Source organism: Streptomyces lothianensis, assembly GCF_047779955.1.
Taxonomy (GTDB): domain Bacteria; phylum Actinomycetota; class Actinomycetes; order Streptomycetales; family Streptomycetaceae; genus Streptomyces.
This window is the reverse complement of the sequence record NZ_JBLMKT010000037.1, coordinates 262,424-285,398: the sequence shown is the minus strand read 5'-3', so window position 1 is coordinate 285,398 and position 22,975 is coordinate 262,424. Positions and strand designations below refer to the sequence as shown.

The following is a 22,975-nucleotide window of genomic DNA, read 5'->3' as shown; positions in this document are numbered from 1 at the left end:
GCTGGTTGGTCACGTCACCGCCCGCCAGGGGGTGTCCGGGCGCAGTCACCTGCGTGGACTGTGCCGTTGCAGTAAGTGATACCGGCTGTGCGCTCGTCGTGGTGCCGATTTCCGGCCACGAGATGGCAACGACCTGGGTGGCGGCCGTCACACCGGGGCGTCTCCCCGAACCTGCGCAGGGATTCGCGCTGCCCCCTTGTCCGGGTCTCGCCCACCAGGCTAGCTTTCCGGCAGACATTGATAGAAAGCGCTTGCTATCGAGGATGCCCGCTCCCCGGGCCGACCGGCGCGCGCCTGCCATACGGAGGGACCACGTGACACGCAAAACGGTGCGCATCGCCATGAACGGCGTGACCGGGCGCATGGGCTACCGCCAGCACCTGCTCCGCTCGATCCTCGCGCTCCGCGAACAGGGCGGCCTGGACCTCGGCGGAGGCACGGTCCTGTGGCCGGAACCCGTCCTGGTCGGCCGCCGCGAGCACGCCCTGCGCGACCTCGCCGAACGCCACGGCCTGGAGTCCTGGACCACCGACCTGGAAGCCGTCCTCGCCGACGACTCGGTCGACATCTACTTCGACGCCCAGGTCACCTCGGCGCGCGAGGAAGCAGTGAAGAAGGCAATCGAGGCCGGTAAGCACCTTTACATCGAGAAGCCCAGCGCCACCTCCCTCGAGGGCGCCCTCGAACTGGCCCGCCTCGCCCGGAACGCGGGCATCAAGCACGGCGTCGTCCAGGACAAGATCTTCCTGCCCGGCCTGCTCAAGCTGAAGCGCCTCATCGACGGCGGCTTCTTCGGCCGGATCCTGTCCGTGCGCGGCGAGTTCGGCTACTGGGTCTTCGAAGGCGACTGGCAGGAGGCGCAGCGCCCCAGCTGGAACTACCGCGCCGAGGACGGCGGCGGCATCGTCGTCGACATGTTCCCGCACTGGGAGTACGTGCTCCACGAGCTGTTCGGCCGGGTGAGGTCCGTGACCGCACTCGCCTCCACCCATGTCCCGCAGCGCTGGGACGAGCGGTCCAAGCCCTACGCCGCCACCGCGGACGACTCCGCGTACGGCATCTTCGAGCTGGAGAGCGGCGCGATCGCCCAGATCAACTCCTCCTGGGCGGTCCGCGTCAACCGCGACGAACTCGTCGAGTTCCAGATCGACGGCACCGAGGGCTCGGCCGTCGCCGGACTGCGCAACTGCCGCGCCCAGCACCGCTCGGCCACGCCGAAGCCCGTCTGGAACCCGGACGTCCCGGCCACCGAGTCCTTCCGCGATCAGTGGCAGGAAGTGCCCGACAACGGCTCCTTCGACAACGGGTTCAAGGTGCAGTGGGAGCTCTTCCTGCGCCATGTCGCACTGGACGAGCCCTACCACTGGGACCTCCTCGCCGCCGCCCGCGGCGTCCAGCTCGCGGAGCTCGGCCTCAGGTCCTCCGCGGAGGGCCGACGCCACGACGTCCCCGAGCTGTCCCTGTGATGGGCCACCGCACCGGGCCCAGGGAGCCGGCCCTGATGGCCCGCGGCCCGTCCGCCCCGGTGCCGACCGCCGAGCCCCCTACCCCCATCTCCCCGGAGCCGACCGTCGAGGTCCCCCACCGCCCCATCTCCCCGGAGCCGAAGCCGTGACCCTTCACCTGCCACGTGCCGGAGGCGGCACGTTCGCCTACGAGCCGCGCGCCGAAGCCCGAGCCGAACCCCGCACCGCGTCCGGCGCCGCACCGCTGGTCTCGCGCGCGGTGTTCTCCGCCGCCCATGTCGTCGCCGATCCCTACGCCGATGCGTCTCCCGACACCCCGGCCGCCGTCGACTGGGACGCGACCCTCGCCTTCCGCCGCCACCTCTGGTCGCACGGCCTCGGGGTCGCCGAGGCCATGGACACCGCGCAGCGGGGCATGGGCCTGGACTGGGCGCGCGCGGCCGAGCTGATCCGCCGCTCCGCCGCCGAGGCCAAGGCAGTGGGGGGACGGATCGCGTGCGGAGTCGGCACCGACCAGCTCACCGCAGCGGTCGGCCCGCCGAGCCTCGCCGAGGTGACGGCCGCCTACGAGGAACAGCTCGCGCTCGTGGAGGGGACGGGCGCGCAGGCGATCCTCATGGCGTCCCGTGCCCTCGCGGCACGCGCGCGCGGCCCCGAGGACTACCTTGCCGTCTACTGTGGCCTGCTCCGTCAGGCCGCCGAGCCCGTGATCCTGCACTGGCTCGGCCCCATGTTCGACCCAGCCCTCGAGGGCTACTGGGGCTCCGACGATCTGGACGCCGCGACCGAGACCTTCCTCGAGGTGATCTCCGCCCACGCGGACAAGGTGGACGGCATCAAGGTCTCGCTGCTCGACGCGGAGCGCGAGATCGCGCTGCGCCGCCGCCTGCCGGACGGCGTGCGGTGCTACACCGGCGACGACTTCAACTATCCCGAACTCATCGCAGGCGACGACCACGGCTTCAGTCACGCCCTGCTCGGCATCTTCGACCCGCTCGGCCCGCTGGCGGCCGAGGCGGTCCGCACCCTGGACACGGGCGATACCAAGGGCTTCCGTGAACTCCTGGATCCCACTGTTGAATTGTCGAGGCACTTGTTCCAGACACCCACCCGCTTCTACAAAACCGGAGTCGTCTTCCTCGCCTGGCTCGCCGGCCACCAGTCCCACTTCTCCATGGTGGGCGGATTGCAGTCGGCGCGCTCGCTTCCGCATCTGGCGCGCGCGTACCAACTGGCCGACGGCCTGGCCCTGTTCCCGGATCCGGCGCTCGCCGCATCCCGTATGAGATCCCTGCTCGACGTGCACGGAGTCGCCCAGTGAACAGCCCGCTGCGAACTTCCGCGGACCCCGCGCCCAGCACCCCCCTTTCCGGCCTCTCGCGCTTCAGCATCAATCAGATGACGGTCAGACAGCTCTCGCTGTCTGACCTTGCCAACGCTTGTGGGCATTGGGGAGTTCCCGCTGTCGGACTCTGGCGCGAACCGGTTCGCGAACACGGCATCGAGGCGGCCGCGAAACTGGTCAGGGACGCGAGGCTGACCGTCACGACCCTGTGCCGCGGCGGCTTCCTCACCGCCGTCGACCCGGCCGAACGCCGCCGCGCCCTCGACGACAACCGTGCCGCCGTCGACGAGGCCGCGATCCTCGGCACCGACACCCTCGTCCTCGTCTCCGGCGGACTGCCCGCAGGCGGCAAGGACTTGACCGGCGCCCGGGAACGTATCGCCGATGCCCTCGCCGAACTCGGCCCGTACGCAGCCGAACACGGCGTGCGCCTGGCGATCGAACCGCTGCACCCCATGTACGCCGCCGACCGCTGTGTCGTATCGACCCTGGAGCAGGCCCTCGACCTCGCCGAACGCTTCCCCGCGCGGCAGGTCGGCGTCTGCGCCGACACGTATCACCTCTGGTGGGACGATCGCGCGCCCGCACAGATGGCCCGCGCGGGCGCGGCGGGCCGGCTGCACGCCTTCCAGCTCGCCGACTGGACCACGCCCTTGCCCGAGGGGGTCCTGACCGGCCGCGGCCAGCTCGGCGAGGGTGCGATCGACCTCGCCCGCTGGTGCGGATACGCGGACGAGGCCGGGTACACGGGCCCGATCGAGGTCGAGCTCTTCAACTCCGCACTGTGGGCGAGACCGGATGGCGCGGAGATCCTCCGCGAGACGGCCGAAGCCTTCGTGCGAGTGCTGGGCACGCCGCAGTCGTAAGGAACCGGGGGTGGGGACGGATCGTCCCGCTATTCTCGGGGGCCGCCGCCCAGCGGGTTGTCCGTGGGCTTCGAGGCGGCCGCGCGTTTCGTGAGGACCGTGAGCAGGACCGGGATCAGCAGTTCGACGGCGCGGGTGACGGTAGGGGCCGGGATGCCGGTCTTCCTGGAGACCGCCTGCGCGACCGGTCTGCTCATCTTGGCGAGCAGCGCGGTCATCAAGCCGCCGCCGAGCAGGCCACCGAGCCCGCCGCCCGAGCCACCGCCGAGTCCGCCGAGGGTGGCGATGCCCTGCAGGGGTGCGGCGCCCGCCACCTCGTCGACCTCGGCGAAGGCCTGGCGCACCTCGTCCACGTCCTCGGGGGCGCCCTGCGCCTTCTCCCGCATGCCGCCGGAGAGCGCGGAGACCGTCTCGGTGACGAGGCTCCGTGCGCCGGCGGTGTCGGAGTCGAGCAGGCCCGCGATCTCCTGGAGCTTCTCGTCACCGAGCTCGTCGATCACGGCCTTCTCGAGCGGCTCGTCCGCGGCTTCCGCATCTTTGACCATGGTGGAAACGCTACGACCGCCCTGCTTTGTCGGCACCCGGAAGCGGAGCCTCGATACTCACGAAAATTACTGCCCGCAGCCGTACAACCCTTTCCGGGTGACGTGGGTCGTACTGGGTGTCAGGCTTCCTGGAGGGGGATCTGGGGGGATCGGGGAAGCCTGCGGGGAGGGGACGGGAGGGGGTCCGGCGGGGAGGCCGGACCCCCTCGATCATGTTTTCCACAGGCCGGGTTCGAGGTTTTCCACAGGCTTCCCGCGCTGTCGGTGCCGAGCGCTAGATTCGCCTCATGACCAGCCGAACCGGCACCAGCGCAGGGTCGCCCCAGCCCCGGCTCGCGGTACTCGAAGGAGTCCTCGAGCGGATCACGTACGCCAATGAGGAGAACGGGTACACGGTCGCCCGCGTCGACACCGGACGCGGCGGCGGCGATCTGCTCACCGTCGTCGGCTCGCTGCTCGGTGCCCAGGTGGGGGAGTCGCTGCGGATGGAGGGTCGCTGGGGCTCGCATCCGCAGTACGGCAAGCAGTTCACGGTGGAGAACTACACGACGCTGCTGCCCGCCACGATCCAGGGCATCCGCCGCTATCTGGGATCAGGACTGGTCAAGGGCATCGGCCCGGTGTTCGCGGACCGCATCACGCAGCACTTCGGCATCGACACGCTCACCATCATCGAGGAGGAGCCCAAGCGCCTGATCGAAGTGCCCGGCCTGGGGCCCAAGCGGACCAAGAAGATCGCGGACGCCTGGGAGGAGCAGAAGGCCATCAAGGAGGTCATGGTCTTCCTGCAGGGCGTCGGCGTCTCGACGTCGATCGCCGTCCGTATCTACAAGAAGTACGCGGACGCCTCGATCTCCATAGTGAAGAACGAGCCGTACCGGCTCGCCGCGGACGTCTGGGGCATCGGATTCCTCACCGCCGACCGCATCGCCCAGTCCGTCGGCATACCCCACGACAGCCCGGAGCGGGTCAAGGCCGGCCTGCAGTACGCGCTCTCGCAGTCGACGGACCAGGGGCACTGCTTTCTGCCCGAGGACCGGCTGATCGCGGACGCGGTGAAGCTGCTCCAAGTGGACACCGGCCTGGTCATCGAGTGCCTGGGCGAACTGGCCCAGGACCCGGAGGGAGTCGTACGGGAGGAAGTGCCCGGTCCGGAGGGGGAGCCGGTCACCGGGATCTTCCTTGTGCCCTTCCACCGGGCCGAGCTGTCCCTCGCGGGGCGGCTCAGACGGCTCCTGGGCACCGGGGAGGAGCGGATGCCCGGCTTCCTGGACGTCGACTGGGCCAAGGCGCTCGGCTGGCTTAAGGGGCACACCGGGGCCTCGCTCGCGCCCGAGCAGGAGGAGGCCGTGCGGCTCGCCCTGACCCGCAAGGTCGCAGTGCTCACCGGAGGGCCCGGCTGCGGGAAGTCCTTCACGGTGCGTTCGATCGTGGAGCTGGCGCGCGCCAAGAAGGCCAAGGTGGTGCTCGCCGCCCCCACGGGGCGAGCCGCCAAGCGGCTCGCCGAGCTCACCGGGGCGGAGGCCTCGACCGTGCACCGGCTCCTGGAGCTGAAGCCGGGCGGGGACGCGGCCTACGACCAGGACCGGCCGCTGGATGCCGATCTGGTCGTGGTCGACGAGGCCTCGATGCTGGATCTGCTGCTCGCGAACAAGCTGGTCAAGGCCGTGCCCCAGGGGGCCCACCTGCTGTTCGTCGGCGATGTCGACCAGCTGCCCAGCGTCGGTGCGGGCGAGGTGCTGAGGGATCTGCTCGCGGAGAAGTCCCCGGTGCCGGCCGTCCGGCTCACCCGGATCTTCCGCCAGGCACAGCAGTCGGGTGTCGTCACCAACGCCCACCGGATCAACTCCGGAGTGCCGCCGATCACCCGGGGGCTCAGCGACTTCTTCCTCTTCGTCGAGGACGAGACCGAGGACGCCGGGCGGGTCACGGTGGATGTCGCGGCCCGGCGGATCCCGGCGAAATTCGGCCTGGACCCGCGCCGTGACGTCCAGGTCCTCGCCCCCATGCATCGGGGACCGGCCGGGGCCGGGACGCTCAACGGCCTGCTGCAACAGGCCATCACACCGGCCCGCCCGGAGCTTGCGGAGAAGCGGTTCGGCGGACGGACGTTCCGTGTGGGCGACAAGGTCACCCAGATTCGTAACAATTACGAAAAGGGTGCCAACGGGGTCTTCAACGGGACCGTAGGAGTGGTCACGGCACTCGATGTCGTCGACCAGAAGCTGAAGATCCTGACAGATGAGGACGAAGAGGTCGATTATGACTTCGACGAACTCGACGAACTGGCCCATGCGTACGCGATCACGATCCACCGTTCGCAGGGCAGCGAGTACCCCGCGGTGGTGATCCCCGTCACCACCGGTGCCTGGATGATGCTCCAACGGAATTTGCTCTACACGGCGGTCACCCGGGCGAAGGGACTGGTGGTGCTTGTGGGCTCGCGCAAGGCGCTTGGCCAGGCAGTACGCACGGTTTCCGCGGGCAGGAGGTGCACCGCACTGAGCCACCGGCTCGGCGGGAACGGATGAATGGTGGATGATGATCGTTGATCGATCATCCCGGTGGCAAACATCACGGAGGGGTTCCGGAACCAGGGTCAAAGGGGCAGGATGAGCAGGCTGACGGCACTGAGTGCCGTCGATAGACCTAATGGTCGACCCCGAGTGCACGGCCCAGGGCCAAATGGGGGATGGTGGACAGCAGTCAGGGCTACCTCGAAGAAGAGGCACTACGTCGGTGAGGGATGACGTGAGCGACAACGCGAACAACGCTGTAGTAGTTCAGTACGGCGACGGCGAGTACACCTACCCGGTGATCGACAGCACCGTCGGTGACAAGGGCTTCGATATCGGGAAGCTGCGCGCCCAGACCGGTCTGGTGACCCTGGACAGCGGTTACGGCAACACCGCCGCATACAAATCGGCGATCACCTATCTCGACGGTGAGAAAGGCATCCTGCGCTACCGGGGCTACCCGATCGAGCAGCTTGCCGAGCGCTCCACCTTCATCGAGGTCGCGTACCTGCTGATCAACGGTGAGCTGCCGACCGTGGACGAGCTGGCGACCTTCCGTGACGAGATCACCCGGCACACGCTGCTGCACGAGGACGTCAAGCGGTTCTACGACGGCTTCCCGCGGGACGCCCACCCGATGGCGATGCTGTCCTCGGTGGTCTCCGCGCTGTCCACCTTCTACCAGGACAGCCACAACCCGCACGACGAGAAGCAGCGTCACCTCTCGACGATCCGCCTTCTCGCGAAGCTGCCGACGATCGCCGCGTACGCGTACAAGAAGTCGGTCGGCCACCCGGTGGTCTACCCGAGCAACGACCTCGGCTACGTCGAGAACTTCCTGCGCATGACGTTCTCGGTGCCGGCCGCGGACTACGAGCTGGACCCGGTCGTCGTCTCCGCGCTCGACAAGCTGCTCATTCTGCACGCGGACCACGAGCAGAACTGCTCCACCTCGACCGTGCGTCTGGTCGGCTCCTCGCAGGCGAATATGTTCGCCTCGATCTCCGCCGGTATCAACGCGCTGTGGGGCCCGCTGCACGGCGGCGCCAACCAGTCCGTCCTGGAGATGCTCGAGGGCATCCGCGACTCGGGCAACGACGTGGACACCTTCATCCGGAAGGTGAAGAACAAGGAGGACGGCGTCCGCCTGATGGGCTTCGGCCACCGGGTGTACAAGTCCTTCGACCCGCGCGCGCAGATCATCAAGGCCGCGGCGCACGATGTGCTGTCCGCACTCGGCAAGTCCGACGAGCTGCTCGACATCGCGCTCAAGCTGGAGGAGCACGCGCTGTCCGACGACTACTTCGTCGAGCGCAAGCTGTACCCGAACGTGGACTTCTACACCGGGCTCATCTACCGCGCGATGGGCTTCCCGACGGAGATGTTCACCGTGCTGTTCGCGCTCGGGCGCCTGCCCGGGTGGATCGCGCAGTGGCACGAGATGATCAAGGAGCCGGGGTCGCGGATCGGGCGTCCGCGCCAGATCTACACCGGAGTGGTGGAGCGGGACTTCGTGCCCGTCGAGGCGCGCTGAGGCTTTCTGGGCGCGCACCTGGGCGTTGACTGGGCCGTGTGGCTCCCGTTTTTCAACGGGGGCCGTTGCGGCCCAGTCGTGTTTGTGCGGGGCACCCACAGGTGGGTGGACCCCCATTGGGGGCTTCGCCCCTTGCCCCCGGATCGCGCTGAACGCGCTCGTCCCGGAACCCCACTTGGGCCGTCAGGGCAGGGCGACCCGGCGACGGAGCCGAAAAAGAAAAGCCCCCCACCCGCCGGTCCCCCCACGGGCCGGCTGGTGGGGTGCTTTCCTTAGCCCCGGTGCGGATTCCCCCCACGGGATCCGGCCGGGCGTCTGTGGTGCGCTCACGCCTTGGTGCTGCGGTCCGCCGGGACGCGCAACTACGGGAGGGCCGCTCAAAGCTCTCCGTGCACGTGCCCCGGCCAACGCGGACGGGAAATGTCCCCCAAGACATCCCCTGATGACCGAAACGCCCCCCAAGACGTTCCTGCCACCGCCCTTTAGACCTCCGAACCCCCCGAATGGTTACGTCGGGAGGAGTGTGATCTACGTCTCCTGGCCATGTCCGGATTCGACGCCTCGTATCCGATGTGCCGAATCGACCCATAGCGTAAGGGTGTTGTGGGGACGATGTGAAGTCCCAGCTCGAACGGCTTCAGGATCAGGAGAAGCGGCGCAGGCGCAGGCTGTTGGTCACGACGAACACCGAGGAGAAGGCCATCGCGGCCCCGGCGATCATCGGGTTCAGCAGGCCGGAGGCGGCCAGCGGAATCGCCGCCACGTTGTAACCGAAGGCCCAGAACAGGTTTCCCTTGATCGTGGCGAGCGTGCGCCGCGCCAGACGGATCGCATCCGCGGCCACGCGCAGATCGCCTCGTACGAGCGTGAGATCGCCGGCCTGGATGGCGGCGTCCGTGCCCGTGCCCATCGCCAGGCCGAGGTCGGCGGTGGCCAGGGCGGCCGCGTCGTTCACCCCGTCGCCGACCATGGCCACGCTGCGGCCTTCGCCCTGCAGCCGCCGTACGACGTCCACCTTGTCCTCGGGCAGCACCTCGGCGATCACGTCCGCGTCCGCGATCCCGACCTCCTTGGCCACGGTGCGCGCGACGGCCGCGTTGTCCCCGGTGAGCAGGACCGGCCGCAGGCCGAGCGCCCGTAGCCGCGTCACCGCCTCGACGCTCGTCGGCTTCACGGCGTCCGCCACCGCGAGCACGGCCCGCGCGGCGCCGTCCCATGCCACGAGCACTGCGGTGTGCCCGAGCGATTCCGCCGTGGCCTGCGCATCGGCCAGAGAGGACGGCACGGAGACGCCCTCCGCCGTCAGGAGCGCGGCCCGGCCCACGAGGACCGGATGCCCCTCGACCGTGCCGCGGACGCCGCGCCCGGCCGAGTTCGCGAAGTCCGTGACCTCGGGCAGGGCGCCGGACCGTACGGCGGCCTCCGCGGTGATCGCGCGCGCGACCGGATGCTCCGAGGCGTGCTCGACGGCACCCGCGTACCGCAGCGCCTCCTCCTCGTCGGCGTCCGGTCCGGCGGTCACCGCCACGACCTCCATCCGCCCCGAGGTCACGGTCCCCGTCTTGTCGAGGACCACGGTGTCCACGCGCCGCGTCGACTCCAGGACCTCGGGCCCCTTGATGAGGATGCCGAGCTGGGCGCCGCGCCCCGTACCGACCATCAGCGCGGTCGGCGTCGCGAGCCCGAGTGCGCATGGGCAGGCGATGATCAGCACCGCGACCGCCGCCGTGAACGCCGCGCCCGCGTCCCCGGTCACCGCGAGCCAGACCCCGAGCGTGCCGAGCGCGATGAGCAGCACCACCGGCACGAACACGGCCGAGACCCGGTCGGCGAGCCGCTGCACCTCGGCCTTGCCGGCCTGGGCGTCCGCCACGAGCCGCGCCATGTGCGCGAGCTGTGTGTCGGCGCCCACCCGGGTGGCCTCGACGACGAGCCGCCCGCCCGCGTTCACGGTGGCGCCCGTCACCGAGGAGCCCACCGTGACGTCCACCGGCACCGACTCGCCGGTCAGGAGCGAGGCGTCGATCGCCGAGGAGCCCTCGACGACGGTGCCGTCCGTGGCGAGCTTCTCCCCGGGCCGTACGACGAAACGGTCGCCCACGCGCAGCGCCTCGACCAGCACCCTCACCTCCACGCCGTCGCGCAGCACGGAGGCATCGCGCGCGCCCAGCTCCATCAGCGCCCGCAGCGCCGCCCCGGCCTTGCGCTTCGCGCGCGCCTCCAGCCAGCGGCCCAGCAGGATGAAGGCGATGACTCCGGCGGCGACCTCCAGGTAGATCGTGGAAGCCCCGTCCGCGCGGGCGACGCCGAAGTCGAAGCCGTGCCGCATTCCCGGCCTGCCCGCGTCGCCGAGGAAGAGCGCCCACAGCGACCAGCCGAAGGCGGCGAGCGTCCCCACGGAGACCAGCGTGTCCATGGTGGCTGCGCCGTGCCGCGCGTTGGTCCACGCGGCCCGGTGGAAGGGCAGCCCGCCCCAGACCACGACCGGCGCGGCGAGCGTCAAAGAGAGCCACTGCCAGTTCTCGAACTGCAGCGCAGGGATCATCGCCATCAGGATCACGGGCAGCGCGAGTACGGCGCTGACGGTGAACCGCTGCCGCAGCGCATCGGCCTCCCGGCCCCCGGAAGCGGACGGCCCGGCCGCGGCTTCCTCGGCTCCCGGTGCGTCCGAAGCTGCGGAAGCACCGGAAAGAGTTGCCGCGCGCCCGCCCGCAGCCCCCGAAGAAGCCGCCGCACCCGAGGGAGCCCCCGCGCCCGCACCCACCGAGTCCACGGGAGCCGCCGCCCCCGGAGCCGAGGCATCCGAAGGCGCTTCCGCCCCCGCCCCGGAGGCACCTGCGGTCTTCGGTGCGATCTCCCGCGCCGAGTACCCCAGCTTCTCCACGGTCGCGATCAGATCCCCGACCCCGACCTCACCCCCGTACGCCACTCGCGCTTTCTCGGTGGCGAGATTGACCGAGGCGGTGACGCCCTCCATCCGGTTGAGCTTTCGCTCGATCCGCGAGGAGCACGAGGCGCAGGTCATTCCTCCGATGGCGAGCTCCACCTCCTCGCTCGGCCGAGGTATGGCTTCGGGTGCTGCTTGAGGCATGTCGGTTCTCTCAGGTGTACGAGGAGCAGGTGCCGTAGCCGTGCCGCCGCAGTAGCCGCAACCGCAACCACGATCGCAACCGCAGCTGCGAACGGCGCCGGCCCGCGAACGCGAACGCGAACGCCAAACGGAATGGGGAACGCGAACGGGGGCGCACGGCCTGCGGCCGTACACCCCCATGGTCGCTCCCCAGGTTCAGGCGCGGCCGGTCAGCTCGTAGCCGGCCTCGTCCACCGCGGCCCGTACCGCCTCGTCGTCCAGCGGCACGGCGGAGACCACGGTGACCTGGCCGGTGGAGGCCACGGCCTTGACCGAGGTGACGCCGGGCAGCTCGGAGATCTCGGCGGAGACCGCGCCCTCGCAGTGACCGCAGGTCATGCCGGTGACCTGGTAGACGGTGGCCACTCCGTCCTGCGTGTCGGTGGCCGGCGCGCTGCCGCAGCCACCGCCGCCGCAGCAGGAGCCGGTGGTCTCGGCCTGGGGGAGCTCGGTCTGGGCGGTCATGTCGTTCTCCTGTCGAGGGAGTGCGTGGGTCGGGGCACCAGGACGGAAGGGCGCCAGGGTGCCGCATGGGGGGGGGGGGGGCGGTTCTGCCGGTGCCCCCTCACGCTCCACGGTATACCCCTAGGGGGTACTTTTCCAAGTCTCGTCGCGTGCGGCGAGCGAGCGGACCCACCTGATGCCGATCAGCGAGATCAGCACAAGGCCGCCGACGGAGAACAGTGTGAAGAGATGCTTCTGCTGGTCGGTCGGATCGGGGACGTAACCCTGCGCGAAGAGTGCGCGGTCGAGCCCGGTGTCGGTGATCCGGGCGACCAGCCAGATCGCGATGCCGTGCATCGAGTCCCAGAGCGCGTGCAGCAGCGCCACGCCGAGATACGCGCCGACCACGGGCCCCGCGAAACGGAACCGGCCGTCGGGGCGGCGGAACGCGAAGAGGACCGCGCCCGCGATCGCCGTCCACAGGCCGTGCCCGAACGGGGCGAGCACCCCGCGCAGGAACTCCGTCTCCAGGAGTGCCCGCAGGTCGATGCCCTTGGTGGTGACGGCGGCGTTGAACGCGTACCCCGCGCTCTCGAAGGCGGCGAACCCGAAGCCGACCGCCGCGCCGAGCACCAGGCCGGTGCGCAGGCCATGCAGATGGGGGCGGCGGCGTACGACCCACATCAGGGCGGCGAGCTTGACCGCCTCCTCGATCAGGCCGACCCCGAGGAACATCCAGAGGGAGGGGTGCAGCAGGTAGTACTCCATCACCGAGGCGCCGAGCACCCCCAGGATGCCGCCGGTCACGAAGCAGCCGAGGATCACACCCGCGCCGATGTCCTGCCCGTGCCGCTCGTAGGCCCACAGGGCGAAGACGCCCGGAACCAGGAAGCTGCCGAGCAGGATCAGGGTCGGCAGCAGCGTGGTGTTCTTCGTGGTGTACGTGATGACCGCGGTCAGCAGCCACAGGGCCAGGCCGCCCCACAGGCAGCGTTTCCACAGGCCCGGGGTGATCTCGGGGGCATTCCTCACGGGGGCGGGGTGCACGCAAATACCTCCGGACTCAGCGGATTTGACCGGCGGCGAGAGTCGGGGGAGGCCGGTCGGGGGCTGGTGGGCTGCTGGAGCATTTTGTCCGGAGTTTATGGTAAACAGCCGTTATGTCGCAGCCCGGGACGCTGATCCTGATCATGTTCATCGCGGTCCTGGCCCCTCCGCTCGCCTACGGGGTGGGCCGCTGGCTGCCGGTCCCGCTGGTCATCTTCGAGATCCTGCTCGGCATCGTCGTCGGCCCCGACGTGCTCGGCTGGGCGACCGAAGGCGAACTGGTGGAGGTCCTGTCCCATCTCGGCCTCGCCATGCTGATCTTCCTCGCGGGGTACGAGATCGAGTTCGACCGGATCCGCGGCGACACCCTGACCCGGGCCGCCTGGTCCTGGGTGTGTGCCCTCGTCCTCGGTCTCGGTGTCGGGCTGCTGCTCTCGGCGGGCGGCTTCCACAAGGGCGTCGTCATCGGCACGGCGCTGACCTCCACGGCGCTCGGCACGATCATCCCGCTGCTCAGGGACGCGGGCGATCTGCGCAGCCGCTTCGGCTCGGTGGTGCAGGCGACCGGGGCGTGCGGCGAGTTCGGTCCGATCATCGCCATGGCCGTGCTGCTCAGCGGCCGCAGCGCCTGGCAGTCCACCGTCGTGCTCATGCTCTTCGCGCTGCTGACCGCCTGCGCGGTGTGGTGGGCGATGCGGCCGCACCGGCCGTGGTTCTCGAGCATCATCGCCAAGACCCTGCACAGTAGCGGACAGTTCGCCGTCCGCCTCGTGGTGCTGCTGCTCACGCTGATGCTGGGCCTCGCGACCTGGCTCGGCCTCGACACGCTGCTCGGCGCGTTCGCGGCCGGGATGATCGTCCGCATCGTGCTGCACCGTGCGGCGCCCGAGAGTGCGCACGAGGTCGTCTCGAAGATCGAGGCGATGGGATTCGGCTTCCTGGTGCCCGTCTTCTACGTGGTCACCGGCATCGGATTCGACCTGGACTCGCTGCTCGACGGCGGCCGCGCCCTGTTGTTGCTGCCCCTGTTCCTGCTGCTCTTCCTCCTCGTGCGGGGCATGCCGGTCCGACTGCTCGCGCCCCGCGACCTGGGCCGCCGCGACCGCACGGCGCTGGGTCTGTACGCCTCCACCGCACTGCCTCTGGTCGTCGCGATCACGGCGATCGGCCTGGAGGACGATCTGCTCGAGGGCGGTGAGGCTGCGGCGCTGGTCGGGGCCGCGATGGTCTCGGTGCTGGTGTTCCCGCTGCTCGCGATGCGGCTGCGGTCGGGGGCGGGCGGCAGGGAGCCGGTGGACGGGGCGCGGCAGGCGGACGAGGCCTGGTGAACGGCGGCCGGGCGCGAGGGCTCGCAAGCTGGTGCCGAACCCCGCTCCAGGGGTGCCGAACCCCGCTCCAAGGGTGCCGAACCCCGCTCCAGGGCCGAGAGGTCAGGCCCGGCCCGGCATCTCCGGGCAGATCATCGGGTCGAGATAGCGGAACAGCACCCGTTTCAGCTCCACCTGATACGCCTTCCGCTCGTCCGGATGTGCGGCGATCAGATCGAGCCCGGCCTTGAACAGTGCGAGCGTCGTGGTCGTGACGCGGGTGACCTCGGCGGGCGGGGCGGTCTCGGGCAGATAGCCCGTCAGGATCTCCTCGATCCGCTGGAGCACCACCCCGTGGAAGTTCTCGAAGGCATCGGTCACCTGGCCGGGGGTGTCCGGGCCGTGCATCAGGACATGGAACGCCGGGTTCTGCGCGTTGAACTCCAGCAGCGGGTCGACCACCGCGTCCAGCAGTTCGGCGAGCGGCAGCTCCAGGTTCGCGGCGGCGAGGGCCTGCCCGTACGACTCCCGCCACTGTTCGAGCAGCCGGTTGCCCAGGTCGACCGCGATGGCCTCCTTGTTCGGGAAGAACTGGTACAGCGTGCCGGGCGACACCCCGGCCTCGCGGGCGATCGCGTTCGTGCTCGCGGCCGTGTACCCGACGCGGCTGAACACCACCGCCGCCGCGTCCAGAAGCTGCGCGGCCCGGCGCTCCCCGCGCGCCTGGCGGCGGCGCGGCCTCGCCGCGGCCGGCTGCTGCTCCTGCTGGTCGGGCATCGGTGCCTCCCACTCCCTCGTACCTCTGGCCGCCGCGGACCGGACTGTCCCGCTCCTGCCCTCCCGAGCCTATGCGAGACGGGTGGGCGGCCCGGGATCACCGCCGGGCGAATGCGAGCGATGACTCGGGTTTCGATTGACAAATGCGAGCGGTTGCTCGCATTCTAGGGAAACGCGAGCGATGGCTCGTGTTTAGCACGGTGAAGGGGACACCGCTATGCCCACAGCACCCGCAAGCCCGCCCGAGCAGGGCGGTTTCGCCCGGCTCGTGACAGCCCGCCCCCGCCTCTCCCTCCTGATCGCCCTTGTCGTCACCGCGCTCGCGGTGTTCGCCGGCAGCGGGGTCGCGGACCGGATGGGCAGCGGCGGCTGGGAGGATCCGGCCGCCGAATCCACGTACGCGACCGAGGTGCTCGAGCGGGAGTTCCCCGACTCCGAGCCGAATGTGCTGCTGCTCGTCGACAGCGGAGAGGCGGGCGTCGACGATCCCGCCGTGGCCGCCGAGGGCCGCCGCCTCGCCGCCGCACTCGCCGCCGAGGACGGGGTGACCGGCGTCGGCTCGTACTGGCAGGCACCAGCCGAGGCCCGGGCCGCACTGCGGGCCGAGGACGGTCGGCAGGCGCTGATCTCCGCCCGTATCGAGGGGGACGAGAAGACCGCCGCGGCGACCCTGGAGCGGATCGCCCCCGAACTGCGCGGCGAACACGGCCCGGTCGAGGTGTCCGTCGGCGGACCCGTCGCGGTCCAGCACGAGATGACCGAGACCATCCAGGAGGACCTGCTCAGGGCCGAGATGATCGCGCTGCCGATCACTCTCGTCCTGCTCGTGATGGTCTTCGGCAGTGCCGTGGCCGCGCTGCTGCCGCTGCTCGTCGGCATCGTGGCGATCCTCGGCACCAACGCGGTGCTGCGCGGGATCACCGAGTTCACCGACGTCTCGGTCTTCGCGATGAACCTCACGACCGCGCTCGGCCTCGGCCTCGCCATCGACTACGCCCTGTTCATCGTCCGCCGCTTCCGCGAGGAACTGGCCGCGGGCGTCGAAGTGCGGGCCGCGGTCGGCACGACGCTGCGGACGGCCGGGCGGACCGTGCTGTTCTCGGCGCTCACCGTCGCGGTGTCCCTGGCCGCGATGCTGCTCTTCCCGCAGTACTTCCTGCGCTCGTTCGCCTATGCCGGGATCGCCGTGGTGCTGCTCGCCGCAGCGGCCGCACTGGTCCTGCTGCCCGCCGCCCTGATGCTGCTCGGCCACCGGGTGAACGCGCTCGACCTGCGCAGGCTGTGGCGCCGCGAGCGTGCCACCCCGCGTGAGCCGGGCGCGGGCTGGGGCAGAGCCACCGCGCTCGTGATGCGCCGCGCGCCCGTCTTCGCCATCGCGACGACCGCCGGTCTGCTGCTGCTCGGAATGCCCTTCCTGGGTGCCGAATTCGGTACCCCGGACGACCGTCAGCTGCCGGCGAGCGCCGAGTCGCATGTCGTGCAGCAGCACATCCGCGAGGGCTTCCCCGGCAGTCCGGACGGTGCGCTCAAGGTGCTCGCCGGGCCGGGCGGGGCCGAGGAGTACGCGGCGTATCGGACGCGGGTGGCCGAACTGCCCGGCGTCCTGCGCGTCGAGGGCCCTGTGCCCTCGGCCTCGGGCGGCTCCGCGTACTTCACCGTGCTGCCGAAGGGCGAGGCGGTCGGCGGGCAGGCGCAGCAACTGGTCCATGAACTGCGCGAGCAGAAGGCCCCGTTCGACACCTCGGTGACCGGACGCGCCGCCCAGCTCGAGGACTCCAAGGCGGCGATCGGCGAGCGGCTGCCCTGGGCGCTCGCGATCATCGCGGTGGTCACCCTGCTGCTCGTCTTCCTGCTCACCGGCAGCGTCCTGATCCCGCTGCAGGCGGTGCTGCTCAACGGCCTCAGCCTCACCGCGATGTTCGGCGCGATGGTGTGGGTCTTCCAGGAGGGACACCTGTCCGGACTGCTCGGCTTCACCCCGACCGGGGACATCGAGACCACACTGCCGGTGCTGATGTTCTGCGTCGCGTTCGGACTCTCCATGGACTACGGGGTGTTCCTGCTGTCGCGGATCAAGGAGGAGTACGACCGCACCGGGAAGCACGAGCACTCCGTGAAGTTCGGCCTGCAGCGCACCGGAGGGCTGATCACGGCCGCCGCGGTGATCCTCGCGGTGGTGATGGTGGCGATCGGCACGTCACGCGTCACCAACACCAAGATGCTCGGGCTCGGTATCGCCCTCGCGGTCCTGATGGACGCGATGATCGTACGAAGCCTCCTGGTCCCCGCCGTCCTCAAGCTCACCGGTCGCTGGACCTGGTGGGCGCCGGGGCCGCTGCGGCGGCTGCACGAGCGGTTCGGGCTGCGGGAGGGGGAGCGTGAGCCGGAACCGGCCGCCGCGGACGCCGGGGCCAAGGCCCCTGAGCGCGAGGTTGCCGGGGTCTGAACCACCGGCGGACCGCACCCGGCAAGGCCCCGCTTCCCGCACGACAAGGCCTCCGCTCCCTGTCCGAAGGGAACGGAGGCCTTGTCGCGTACGCAGGGCCGTACGGCTACTCCTTGCGGCCCCTGTTGCCCGGCCGGCTCGCCACCCAGCGGCGGATGGTGTCGGCGTACCAGTACGGCTTGCCCGCTTCCACATGGTCGGGCGGCGGCAGCAGCCCGTGCTTGCGGTAGGAGCGCACGGTATCCGGCTGGACCCGGATGTGTGCCGCGATGTCCTTGTACGACCAGAGCCTGCGGTCGGTCATATGTGGTGCCTCCCAGTGCGCACCGCGGCGGCGGCCCGGGGGAGCCGTCGGGGGAGCCGGGTGCGCTGTGCCGTGATCACTCAGCGTGTGCTGTCGATCACTCAGCCTCTGCCCCGTGAACGACGGGGAGTGACGAGAGGGCTGGGGCTGTTGAGGGGGTGTGACAGGAAACCCGCGTGAGTGAGACGTCTGTGACGGAAGGGGGACTTTTGCAACAGATCTGTCGGACTGCGACCCGATGCACCCGGAAGCGGATCCGGGTGACCGCTCCTCAGGCCCCGCAGGAGCGCAGATAGGTGCGGGTGCGGCGCGCGACGGGCAGCGGGCGCTCCGGGTCGCACGGGTACATGTCCTGTTCGACGATCGCGAAGAGCTCGACCCCGATTGCCTGAGCGGCCGTCAGGACCGGCTGCAGATCCGGCAGTCCGGTCGGCGGCTCGCACATCACACCGCGGCCGACCGCGGGCCCGAAGGGCAGGTCCTCCGCGCGGACGGCAGCCAGGACCTCCGGGTCGACCTGCTTGAGGTGCAGATAGCCGATCCGTGAGCCGTAGGTCTCGATCAGCTTCAGGTTGTCGCCGCCGCAGTACGCGTAGTGCCCGGTGTCGAGGCAGAGCGAGACCAGAGCGGAATCGGTCGCGTCGAGGAAGCGGGTGACGTCCTCCTCGGTGGCGATGTGCGTGTCCGCGTGCGGATGGACCACCGTTCGCAGGCCGTACGTCCCGGACACCTCGCGCGCGAGCCGCTCGTGGCCACGGGCCAGTTCGCGCCATTGCTCCGCGGTCAGCTCGCGCTCCTCCAGGACCGCGCCCGACTTGTCGTCCCGCCAGAAGGCGGGGATCACGACGAGATGCCCCGCGCCCTGCGAACGCGCGAGCGCGGCCACCCGCGAGACCTGCTCCCAGGTGGACTCCCACACCGCGGGCCCGTGGTGCAGCCCGGTGAAGACCGTGCCCGCCGAGACCTTGAGGCCGCGCCGTTCCGTCTCCGCGCGCAGCACCGCGGGGTCGGTGGGCAGGTAACCGTACGGGCCGAGCTCGATCCACTCGTAGCCCGCAGCGCCGACCTCGTCGAGGAAGCGACGCCATGGCACCTGCCGCGGATCGTCCGGGAACCACACCCCCCACGAGTCGGGCGCGGAGCCGATACGGATACGGGAGAGCGCAGGCGCCGGCGTCATGGGCGTCAGCTTTCCGGCGGCCGGAGAAGGGTGTCAAGGCGGTCCGCGTGGTTGGTCCGGATGTCAGGACAATGCGTTGACAGGGCGGGGCGCGCGGCATTAGAGGTGGAGTCGGCGGTACGACGGGGACACCCCCTGGGGGACCGGGGCGAGACCGAAAGGGCGTGGCCGGGTGTCCGAAGCGCAGGACCCGTTCGACGTGATCACCATGGGCCGGATCGGTGTCGACCTCTACCCGCTGCAGACCGGCGTTCCGCTCGCCGAGGTCGAGAGCTTCGGGAAGTTCCTCGGCGGCAGCCCCTCGAATGTCGCGGTCGCCGCCGCCCGCCTCGGCCGGCGCACCGCGGTGATCACTCGTACGGGTGAGGATGCGTTCGGCGCGTATCTGCACCGGGCCCTGCGGGAGTTCGGCGTCGACGACCGCTGGGTGACACCGGTCGCGGGCCTGCCGACGCCCCTCACCTTCTGCGAGATCTTCCCGCCCGACGACTTCCCGCTCCACTTCTACCGGCAGCCCAAGGCCCCCGACCTGGAGATCCACCCGGGCGAGCTGGACATGGGGGCGCTGCGGGCGGCTCGCGTGTTCTGGATGACGGGCACGGGCCTGAGCGAACAGCCCAGCCGCGAGGCCACCCTCACCGCGCTGACGGAGCGCGCCCGCACCGGGGTCACCGTCTTCGACCTCGACTGGCGGCCCATGTTCTGGGGCGAGGAGCCGCGCCCGTACTACGAGCGGGCCCTGCGCCTTGCCACGGTCGCGGTCGGAAATCTGACGGAGTGCGAGATAGCCACCGGCCGGCGGGAACCTTTGGACGCTGCCCGGGAGTTGCTGGAGTACGGAGTGGAGCTTGCCGTCGTGAAGCAGGGACCGGAGGGGGTCCTCGCGCTCGACCGCAAGGGGGAGAGAGCCGAGGTCCCGCCGGTACCGGTCGAGGTCGTCAACGGCCTGGGCGCGGGTGACGCCTTCGGCGGGGCGCTGTGCCACGGACTGCTGGCCGGCTGGGATCTGGAACGCATCATGCGGTACGCAAATGCGGCGGGCGCGCTCGTCGCATCGCGGCTCGCCTGCTCCTCGGCGATGCCGTATCCGGGGGAGGTCGAGGCGGTCCTGGAGCACGGGCGGGCGTGACAGCGGCCGCGAGGAGGGGCGGACCGCGGCCGACGGGTGTGAGGGCGGCCGCGGAGGGCTTGTCGTGGGCCGGTCGCTGCCGTATCCGCCCCATGATGAAGGGAGGACGGCGGCCGCAGGGGCCGTCGTGGGTCTGCGGTAGGGAGTGGTGATGCACGTACCCGCGGGCGAGACGGCGCACGGGCCGTACGCCCTGGACATCGGTCCCGAGCGGGCCGGCTGGAGCTTCGCCGCGCTGCGGGTGGTCGAGCTGCCGCCCGGCGGCTCGCACACGCTGGCCGCGGGCGACAGCGAGTGGATCGTGCTGCCGCTGGCCGGCGGCTGCACGGTCGGCGTGGACCGTGCTGACGGCGTGGACGGCGTGGACCGCGTGGACCGCGTGGACGGCGTGGACGGTGTGGACCGCGTGGACGGTGTGGACCGCGTGGACGGTGAGCTCTTCGAGCTCGCCGGGCGCAAGGACGTCTACGCGGGGGCCACCGACTTCGCGTACGTGCCGCGTGACGCGCACGCCCAGATCTCCTCCGTCGCGGGAGGCCGGTTCGCTTTGGCAGGAGCGAGATGCGAGCGGAGACTCCCGGCTCGCCACGGCCCCGCGGCGGAGGTCCCGCTCGAAGCGCGCGGCAGCGGGAACTGCGCCCGCGAGGTGCGCAATTTCGCCGCCGCCGACGTCTTCGGCTGCGAGCGCCTGATCGCCGTGGAGGTCATCACGCCCGGCGGCAACTGGTCCTCGTATCCGCCGCACAAGCACGACGAACACGTGCCGGGCGAGGAGAGCGAGCTGGAGGAGATCTACTACTTCGAGCTCGACGGCGGGCCGGAGGCCCTCGGCTACCAGCGGGTCAGCCCCTCGCGCGAAGGCGGTACGGACGTGCTCGCCGAAGTCCGCACCGGGGACGCGGTCCTGGTGCCGGACGGCTGGCACGGGCCGTCCGTCGCCCAGCCGGGACACACCATGTACTACCTGAACGTGATGGCCGGCCCGGGGACGGGCCGGGAGTGGAGGATCAGGTTCCACCCCGACTTCGCGGAGGGATACCGATGACGGTCCGCCTGACGGTCGCCCAGGCCCTCGTCCGCTTCCTGGCGCGGCAGTACACCGAGCGGGACGGAGTCCGGCAGCGGCTGATCACCGCCACCTGGGGGATCTTCGGCCACGGCAATGTGGCAGGGCTCGGCCAGGCGCTCGTCGAGCACGGCGAGGACATGCCCTTCCACCAGGGGCGCAACGAGCAGGCGATGGTGCACGCGGCGGTCGGCTACGCCCGCCACTCGCGCCGCCTGTCCACGCACGCCGTGACCACCTCGATCGGCCCCGGCGCGACCAACCTCGTCACCGGTGCCGCGCTCGCCACCATCAACCACATCCCCGTACTGCTGCTGCCCGGCGACGTGTTCGCGGCCCGGCCCGCCGATCCCGTGCTGCAGCAGCTCGAAGTGCCGTATGCGGGCGATGTGTCGGTGAACGACTGCCTGCGGCCGGTCTCGAAGCACTTCGACCGCGTGACGCGGCCGGAGGCGCTGATCCCGGCGGCGCTCGCGGCGATGCGGGTCCTGGTGGACCCCGTCGACACCGGGGCCGTGACGCTCGCGCTGCCGCAGGATGTGCAGGCCGAGGCCTGGGAGTGGCCGGAGGAGTTCTTCCGGGAGCGGGTGTGGCGGGTGCGGCGACCGGCTCCCGACGAGGCGGAGGTCTCCGCCGCCGCGGAGGTGATCGCGCGGGCCCGGCGGCCGCTGGTCATCGCGGGCGGCGGGGTACGGCACAGCGCGGCCGAGGCGGCGCTGCGGGGGTTCGCCGGGCGCACGGGGGTGCCCGTGGCCTGTACCCAGTCCGGCAAGGGAGCGCTGCCCGCCGGTCATCCGCAGGAGGTCGGGGCGATCGGGCACACCGGCACCGCGGCCGCCGACCGGCTGGCCCGCGAAGCCGATGTGGTGATCGGCGTCGGCACGCGGTACACCGACTTCACCACGGCCTCGGCGAGCCTGTTCCGGCACCCCGGGGTCCGGTTCGTGAACCTCAACATCGCCGCCTTCGACGCACACAAGCTCGCCGGTACGGCACTCGTGGCCGATGCCCGGGAGGGCCTGGAGCGGCTGAGCGCCGCCGAGGCCCTGGCCGGATTCCGCGTCGACCCGGAGTACGGCGAGGAGTGCGCCGCGCTCCGGGCCGCCTGGGACGAGGTGGTCACCCGCGCCTGCAGCGCCCCCGACCCCGGGGCGCGCCCCACCCAGGGCCAGCTCCTCGGCGCCCTCGACGCACTGGCCGACGAGCGCGACGTCCTGGTCAACGCCGCCGGATCCCTCCCCGGCGACCTGCACAAACTGTGGCGCGCCCGGACATCCGACCAGTACCACGTCGAATACGGCTACTCCTGCATGGGCTACGAGATCCCCGCCGCGATCGGCGTGAAGCTCGCCGAGCCCGGGCGGGAGGTCTGGGCGCTCGTCGGGGACGGTACGTATCTGATGATGCCCACCGAGCTGGTCACCGCCGTACAGGAAGGGATCGCGATCAAACTCGTGATCCTGCAGAACCACGGGTACGCCTCCATCGGCTCGCTCTCCGAGGCCGTCGGCGCGGAGGGCTTCGCGACCGGCTACCGCTACCGGGCCGCGGACGGCACCTACACCGGAGACCCGCTGCCGGTGGATCTCGCGGCCAACGCCGAGAGCCTCGGGATGCGGGTGCTGCGCGCCGGGACCGTACGTGAGCTGCGGGAAGCCCTCCGCGAGGCCCGCGCGGCCGAGGTGCCCACATGTGTCTATACCGAGACCGAATCGGCAGACACAGTGTCGGGCGCGGGGGCCGCGCAGGCGTGGTGGGATGTTCCCGTGGCCGAGACCGCGACGCGCAAGGCGGCGGTCGAGGCGCGCCGGACCTACGAGCTGCGGGCACGGGACCGCCGGCGCCATCTGTGACATATCAGCAGTAGTTCGAG

General features: G+C 70.8%; 17 protein-coding genes. 10 read left to right on the top strand and 7 right to left on the bottom strand.

The annotated features are described in order from the left end of the window. The first annotated feature begins 314 nt into the window (after positions 1-314). From ACLF6P_RS13660 to ACLF6P_RS13650, 3 genes are all read left to right on the top strand, one after another. The gene (locus tag ACLF6P_RS13660; RefSeq protein ID WP_415950478.1) at positions 315-1,466 is read left to right on the top strand and encodes a Gfo/Idh/MocA family protein; all 1,152 of its coding nucleotides are present in this window, start codon (positions 315-317) and stop codon (positions 1,464-1,466) included. A gap of 145 nt (positions 1,467-1,611) precedes the next feature. Next, positions 1,612-2,787, top strand: coding sequence for a dihydrodipicolinate synthase family protein (locus tag ACLF6P_RS13655; RefSeq protein WP_415950477.1), 1,176 nt, complete (start codon positions 1,612-1,614; stop codon positions 2,785-2,787). A 77-nt stretch (positions 2,788-2,864) separates the two neighbouring features. Beyond that, on the top strand, positions 2,865-3,677 hold the full coding sequence (locus ACLF6P_RS13650; protein WP_415950476.1) for a sugar phosphate isomerase/epimerase family protein: 813 nt from the start codon (positions 2,865-2,867) through the stop codon (positions 3,675-3,677). A gap of 29 nt (positions 3,678-3,706) precedes the next feature. On the opposite strand, the gene ACLF6P_RS13645 is transcribed toward ACLF6P_RS13650, so the two are convergent. Further along, positions 3,707-4,222 (bottom strand): DUF937 domain-containing protein, encoded by a 516-nt coding sequence (locus ACLF6P_RS13645; protein WP_415950475.1) that lies wholly within the window; start codon positions 4,220-4,222, stop codon positions 3,707-3,709. 287 nt (positions 4,223-4,509) lie between these two features. Between ACLF6P_RS13645 and recD2 the strand changes: the two genes are divergently transcribed. Further along, complete coding sequence (recD2, locus tag ACLF6P_RS13640; protein WP_415950474.1) at positions 4,510-6,753, top strand: SF1B family DNA helicase RecD2; 2,244 nt, start codon at positions 4,510-4,512, stop codon at positions 6,751-6,753. Between the two features lie 208 nt (positions 6,754-6,961). Further along, positions 6,962-8,272, top strand: coding sequence for a citrate synthase (locus ACLF6P_RS13635; protein ID WP_415950473.1), 1,311 nt, complete (start codon positions 6,962-6,964; stop codon positions 8,270-8,272). Positions 8,273-8,915: 643 nt separating this feature from the next. Here the strand turns inward: ACLF6P_RS13635 and ACLF6P_RS13630 are convergent. From ACLF6P_RS13630 to ACLF6P_RS13620, 3 genes are all read right to left on the bottom strand, one after another. Continuing rightward, positions 8,916-11,363: a heavy metal translocating P-type ATPase gene (locus tag ACLF6P_RS13630; RefSeq protein WP_415950472.1), complete on the bottom strand. Its 2,448-nt coding sequence runs from the start codon at positions 11,361-11,363 to the stop codon at positions 8,916-8,918. A gap of 195 nt (positions 11,364-11,558) precedes the next feature. Further along, positions 11,559-11,867, bottom strand: a complete 309-nt coding sequence (locus ACLF6P_RS13625; RefSeq protein ID WP_415950471.1) for a heavy-metal-associated domain-containing protein — start codon at positions 11,865-11,867, stop codon at positions 11,559-11,561. Between the two features lie 120 nt (positions 11,868-11,987). Further along, complete coding sequence (locus tag ACLF6P_RS13620; protein ID WP_415950470.1) at positions 11,988-12,878, bottom strand: PrsW family intramembrane metalloprotease; 891 nt, start codon at positions 12,876-12,878, stop codon at positions 11,988-11,990. A gap of 128 nt (positions 12,879-13,006) precedes the next feature. Here ACLF6P_RS13620 and ACLF6P_RS13615 point away from each other — a divergent pair, with 128 nt between their 5' ends. After that, on the top strand, positions 13,007-14,221 hold the full coding sequence (locus ACLF6P_RS13615; protein ID WP_415950469.1) for a cation:proton antiporter: 1,215 nt from the start codon (positions 13,007-13,009) through the stop codon (positions 14,219-14,221). A 102-nt stretch (positions 14,222-14,323) separates the two neighbouring features. On the opposite strand, the gene ACLF6P_RS13610 is transcribed toward ACLF6P_RS13615, so the two are convergent. Next, complete coding sequence (locus tag ACLF6P_RS13610) at positions 14,324-14,977, bottom strand: TetR/AcrR family transcriptional regulator (RefSeq protein WP_415950468.1); 654 nt, start codon at positions 14,975-14,977, stop codon at positions 14,324-14,326. A 217-nt stretch (positions 14,978-15,194) separates the two neighbouring features. On the opposite strand from ACLF6P_RS13610, the gene ACLF6P_RS13605 reads away from it, so the two are divergent. Beyond that, positions 15,195-17,423: an MMPL family transporter gene (locus ACLF6P_RS13605; protein WP_415950467.1), complete on the top strand. Its 2,229-nt coding sequence runs from the start codon at positions 15,195-15,197 to the stop codon at positions 17,421-17,423. 106 nt (positions 17,424-17,529) lie between these two features. Here the strand turns inward: ACLF6P_RS13605 and ACLF6P_RS13600 are convergent, their stop codons facing one another. After that, positions 17,530-17,727, bottom strand: coding sequence for a helix-turn-helix transcriptional regulator (locus ACLF6P_RS13600; protein ID WP_415950466.1), 198 nt, complete (start codon positions 17,725-17,727; stop codon positions 17,530-17,532). 271 nt (positions 17,728-17,998) lie between these two features. Continuing rightward, a complete protein-coding gene (locus ACLF6P_RS13595; RefSeq protein WP_415950465.1) occupies positions 17,999-18,907 on the bottom strand; it encodes a sugar phosphate isomerase/epimerase family protein in 909 nt (302 codons plus the stop codon). Between the two features lie 172 nt (positions 18,908-19,079). Here ACLF6P_RS13595 and iolC point away from each other — a divergent pair, with 172 nt between their 5' ends. The 3 genes from iolC (at position 19,080) to iolD (ending at position 22,955) form a co-directional block, all read left to right on the top strand. Then, complete coding sequence (gene iolC, locus ACLF6P_RS13590; RefSeq protein WP_415950464.1) at positions 19,080-20,036, top strand: 5-dehydro-2-deoxygluconokinase; 957 nt, start codon at positions 19,080-19,082, stop codon at positions 20,034-20,036. Between the two features lie 151 nt (positions 20,037-20,187). Beyond that, positions 20,188-21,081, top strand: coding sequence for a 5-deoxy-glucuronate isomerase (gene iolB, locus ACLF6P_RS13585; RefSeq protein WP_415950463.1), 894 nt, complete (start codon positions 20,188-20,190; stop codon positions 21,079-21,081). Further along, the gene (gene iolD / locus ACLF6P_RS13580) at positions 21,078-22,955 is read left to right on the top strand and encodes a 3D-(3,5/4)-trihydroxycyclohexane-1,2-dione acylhydrolase (decyclizing) (protein ID WP_415950462.1); all 1,878 of its coding nucleotides are present in this window, start codon (positions 21,078-21,080) and stop codon (positions 22,953-22,955) included. The genes iolB and iolD overlap by 4 nt, the downstream gene beginning before the upstream one ends. Positions 22,956-22,975 lie beyond the last annotated feature (20 nt).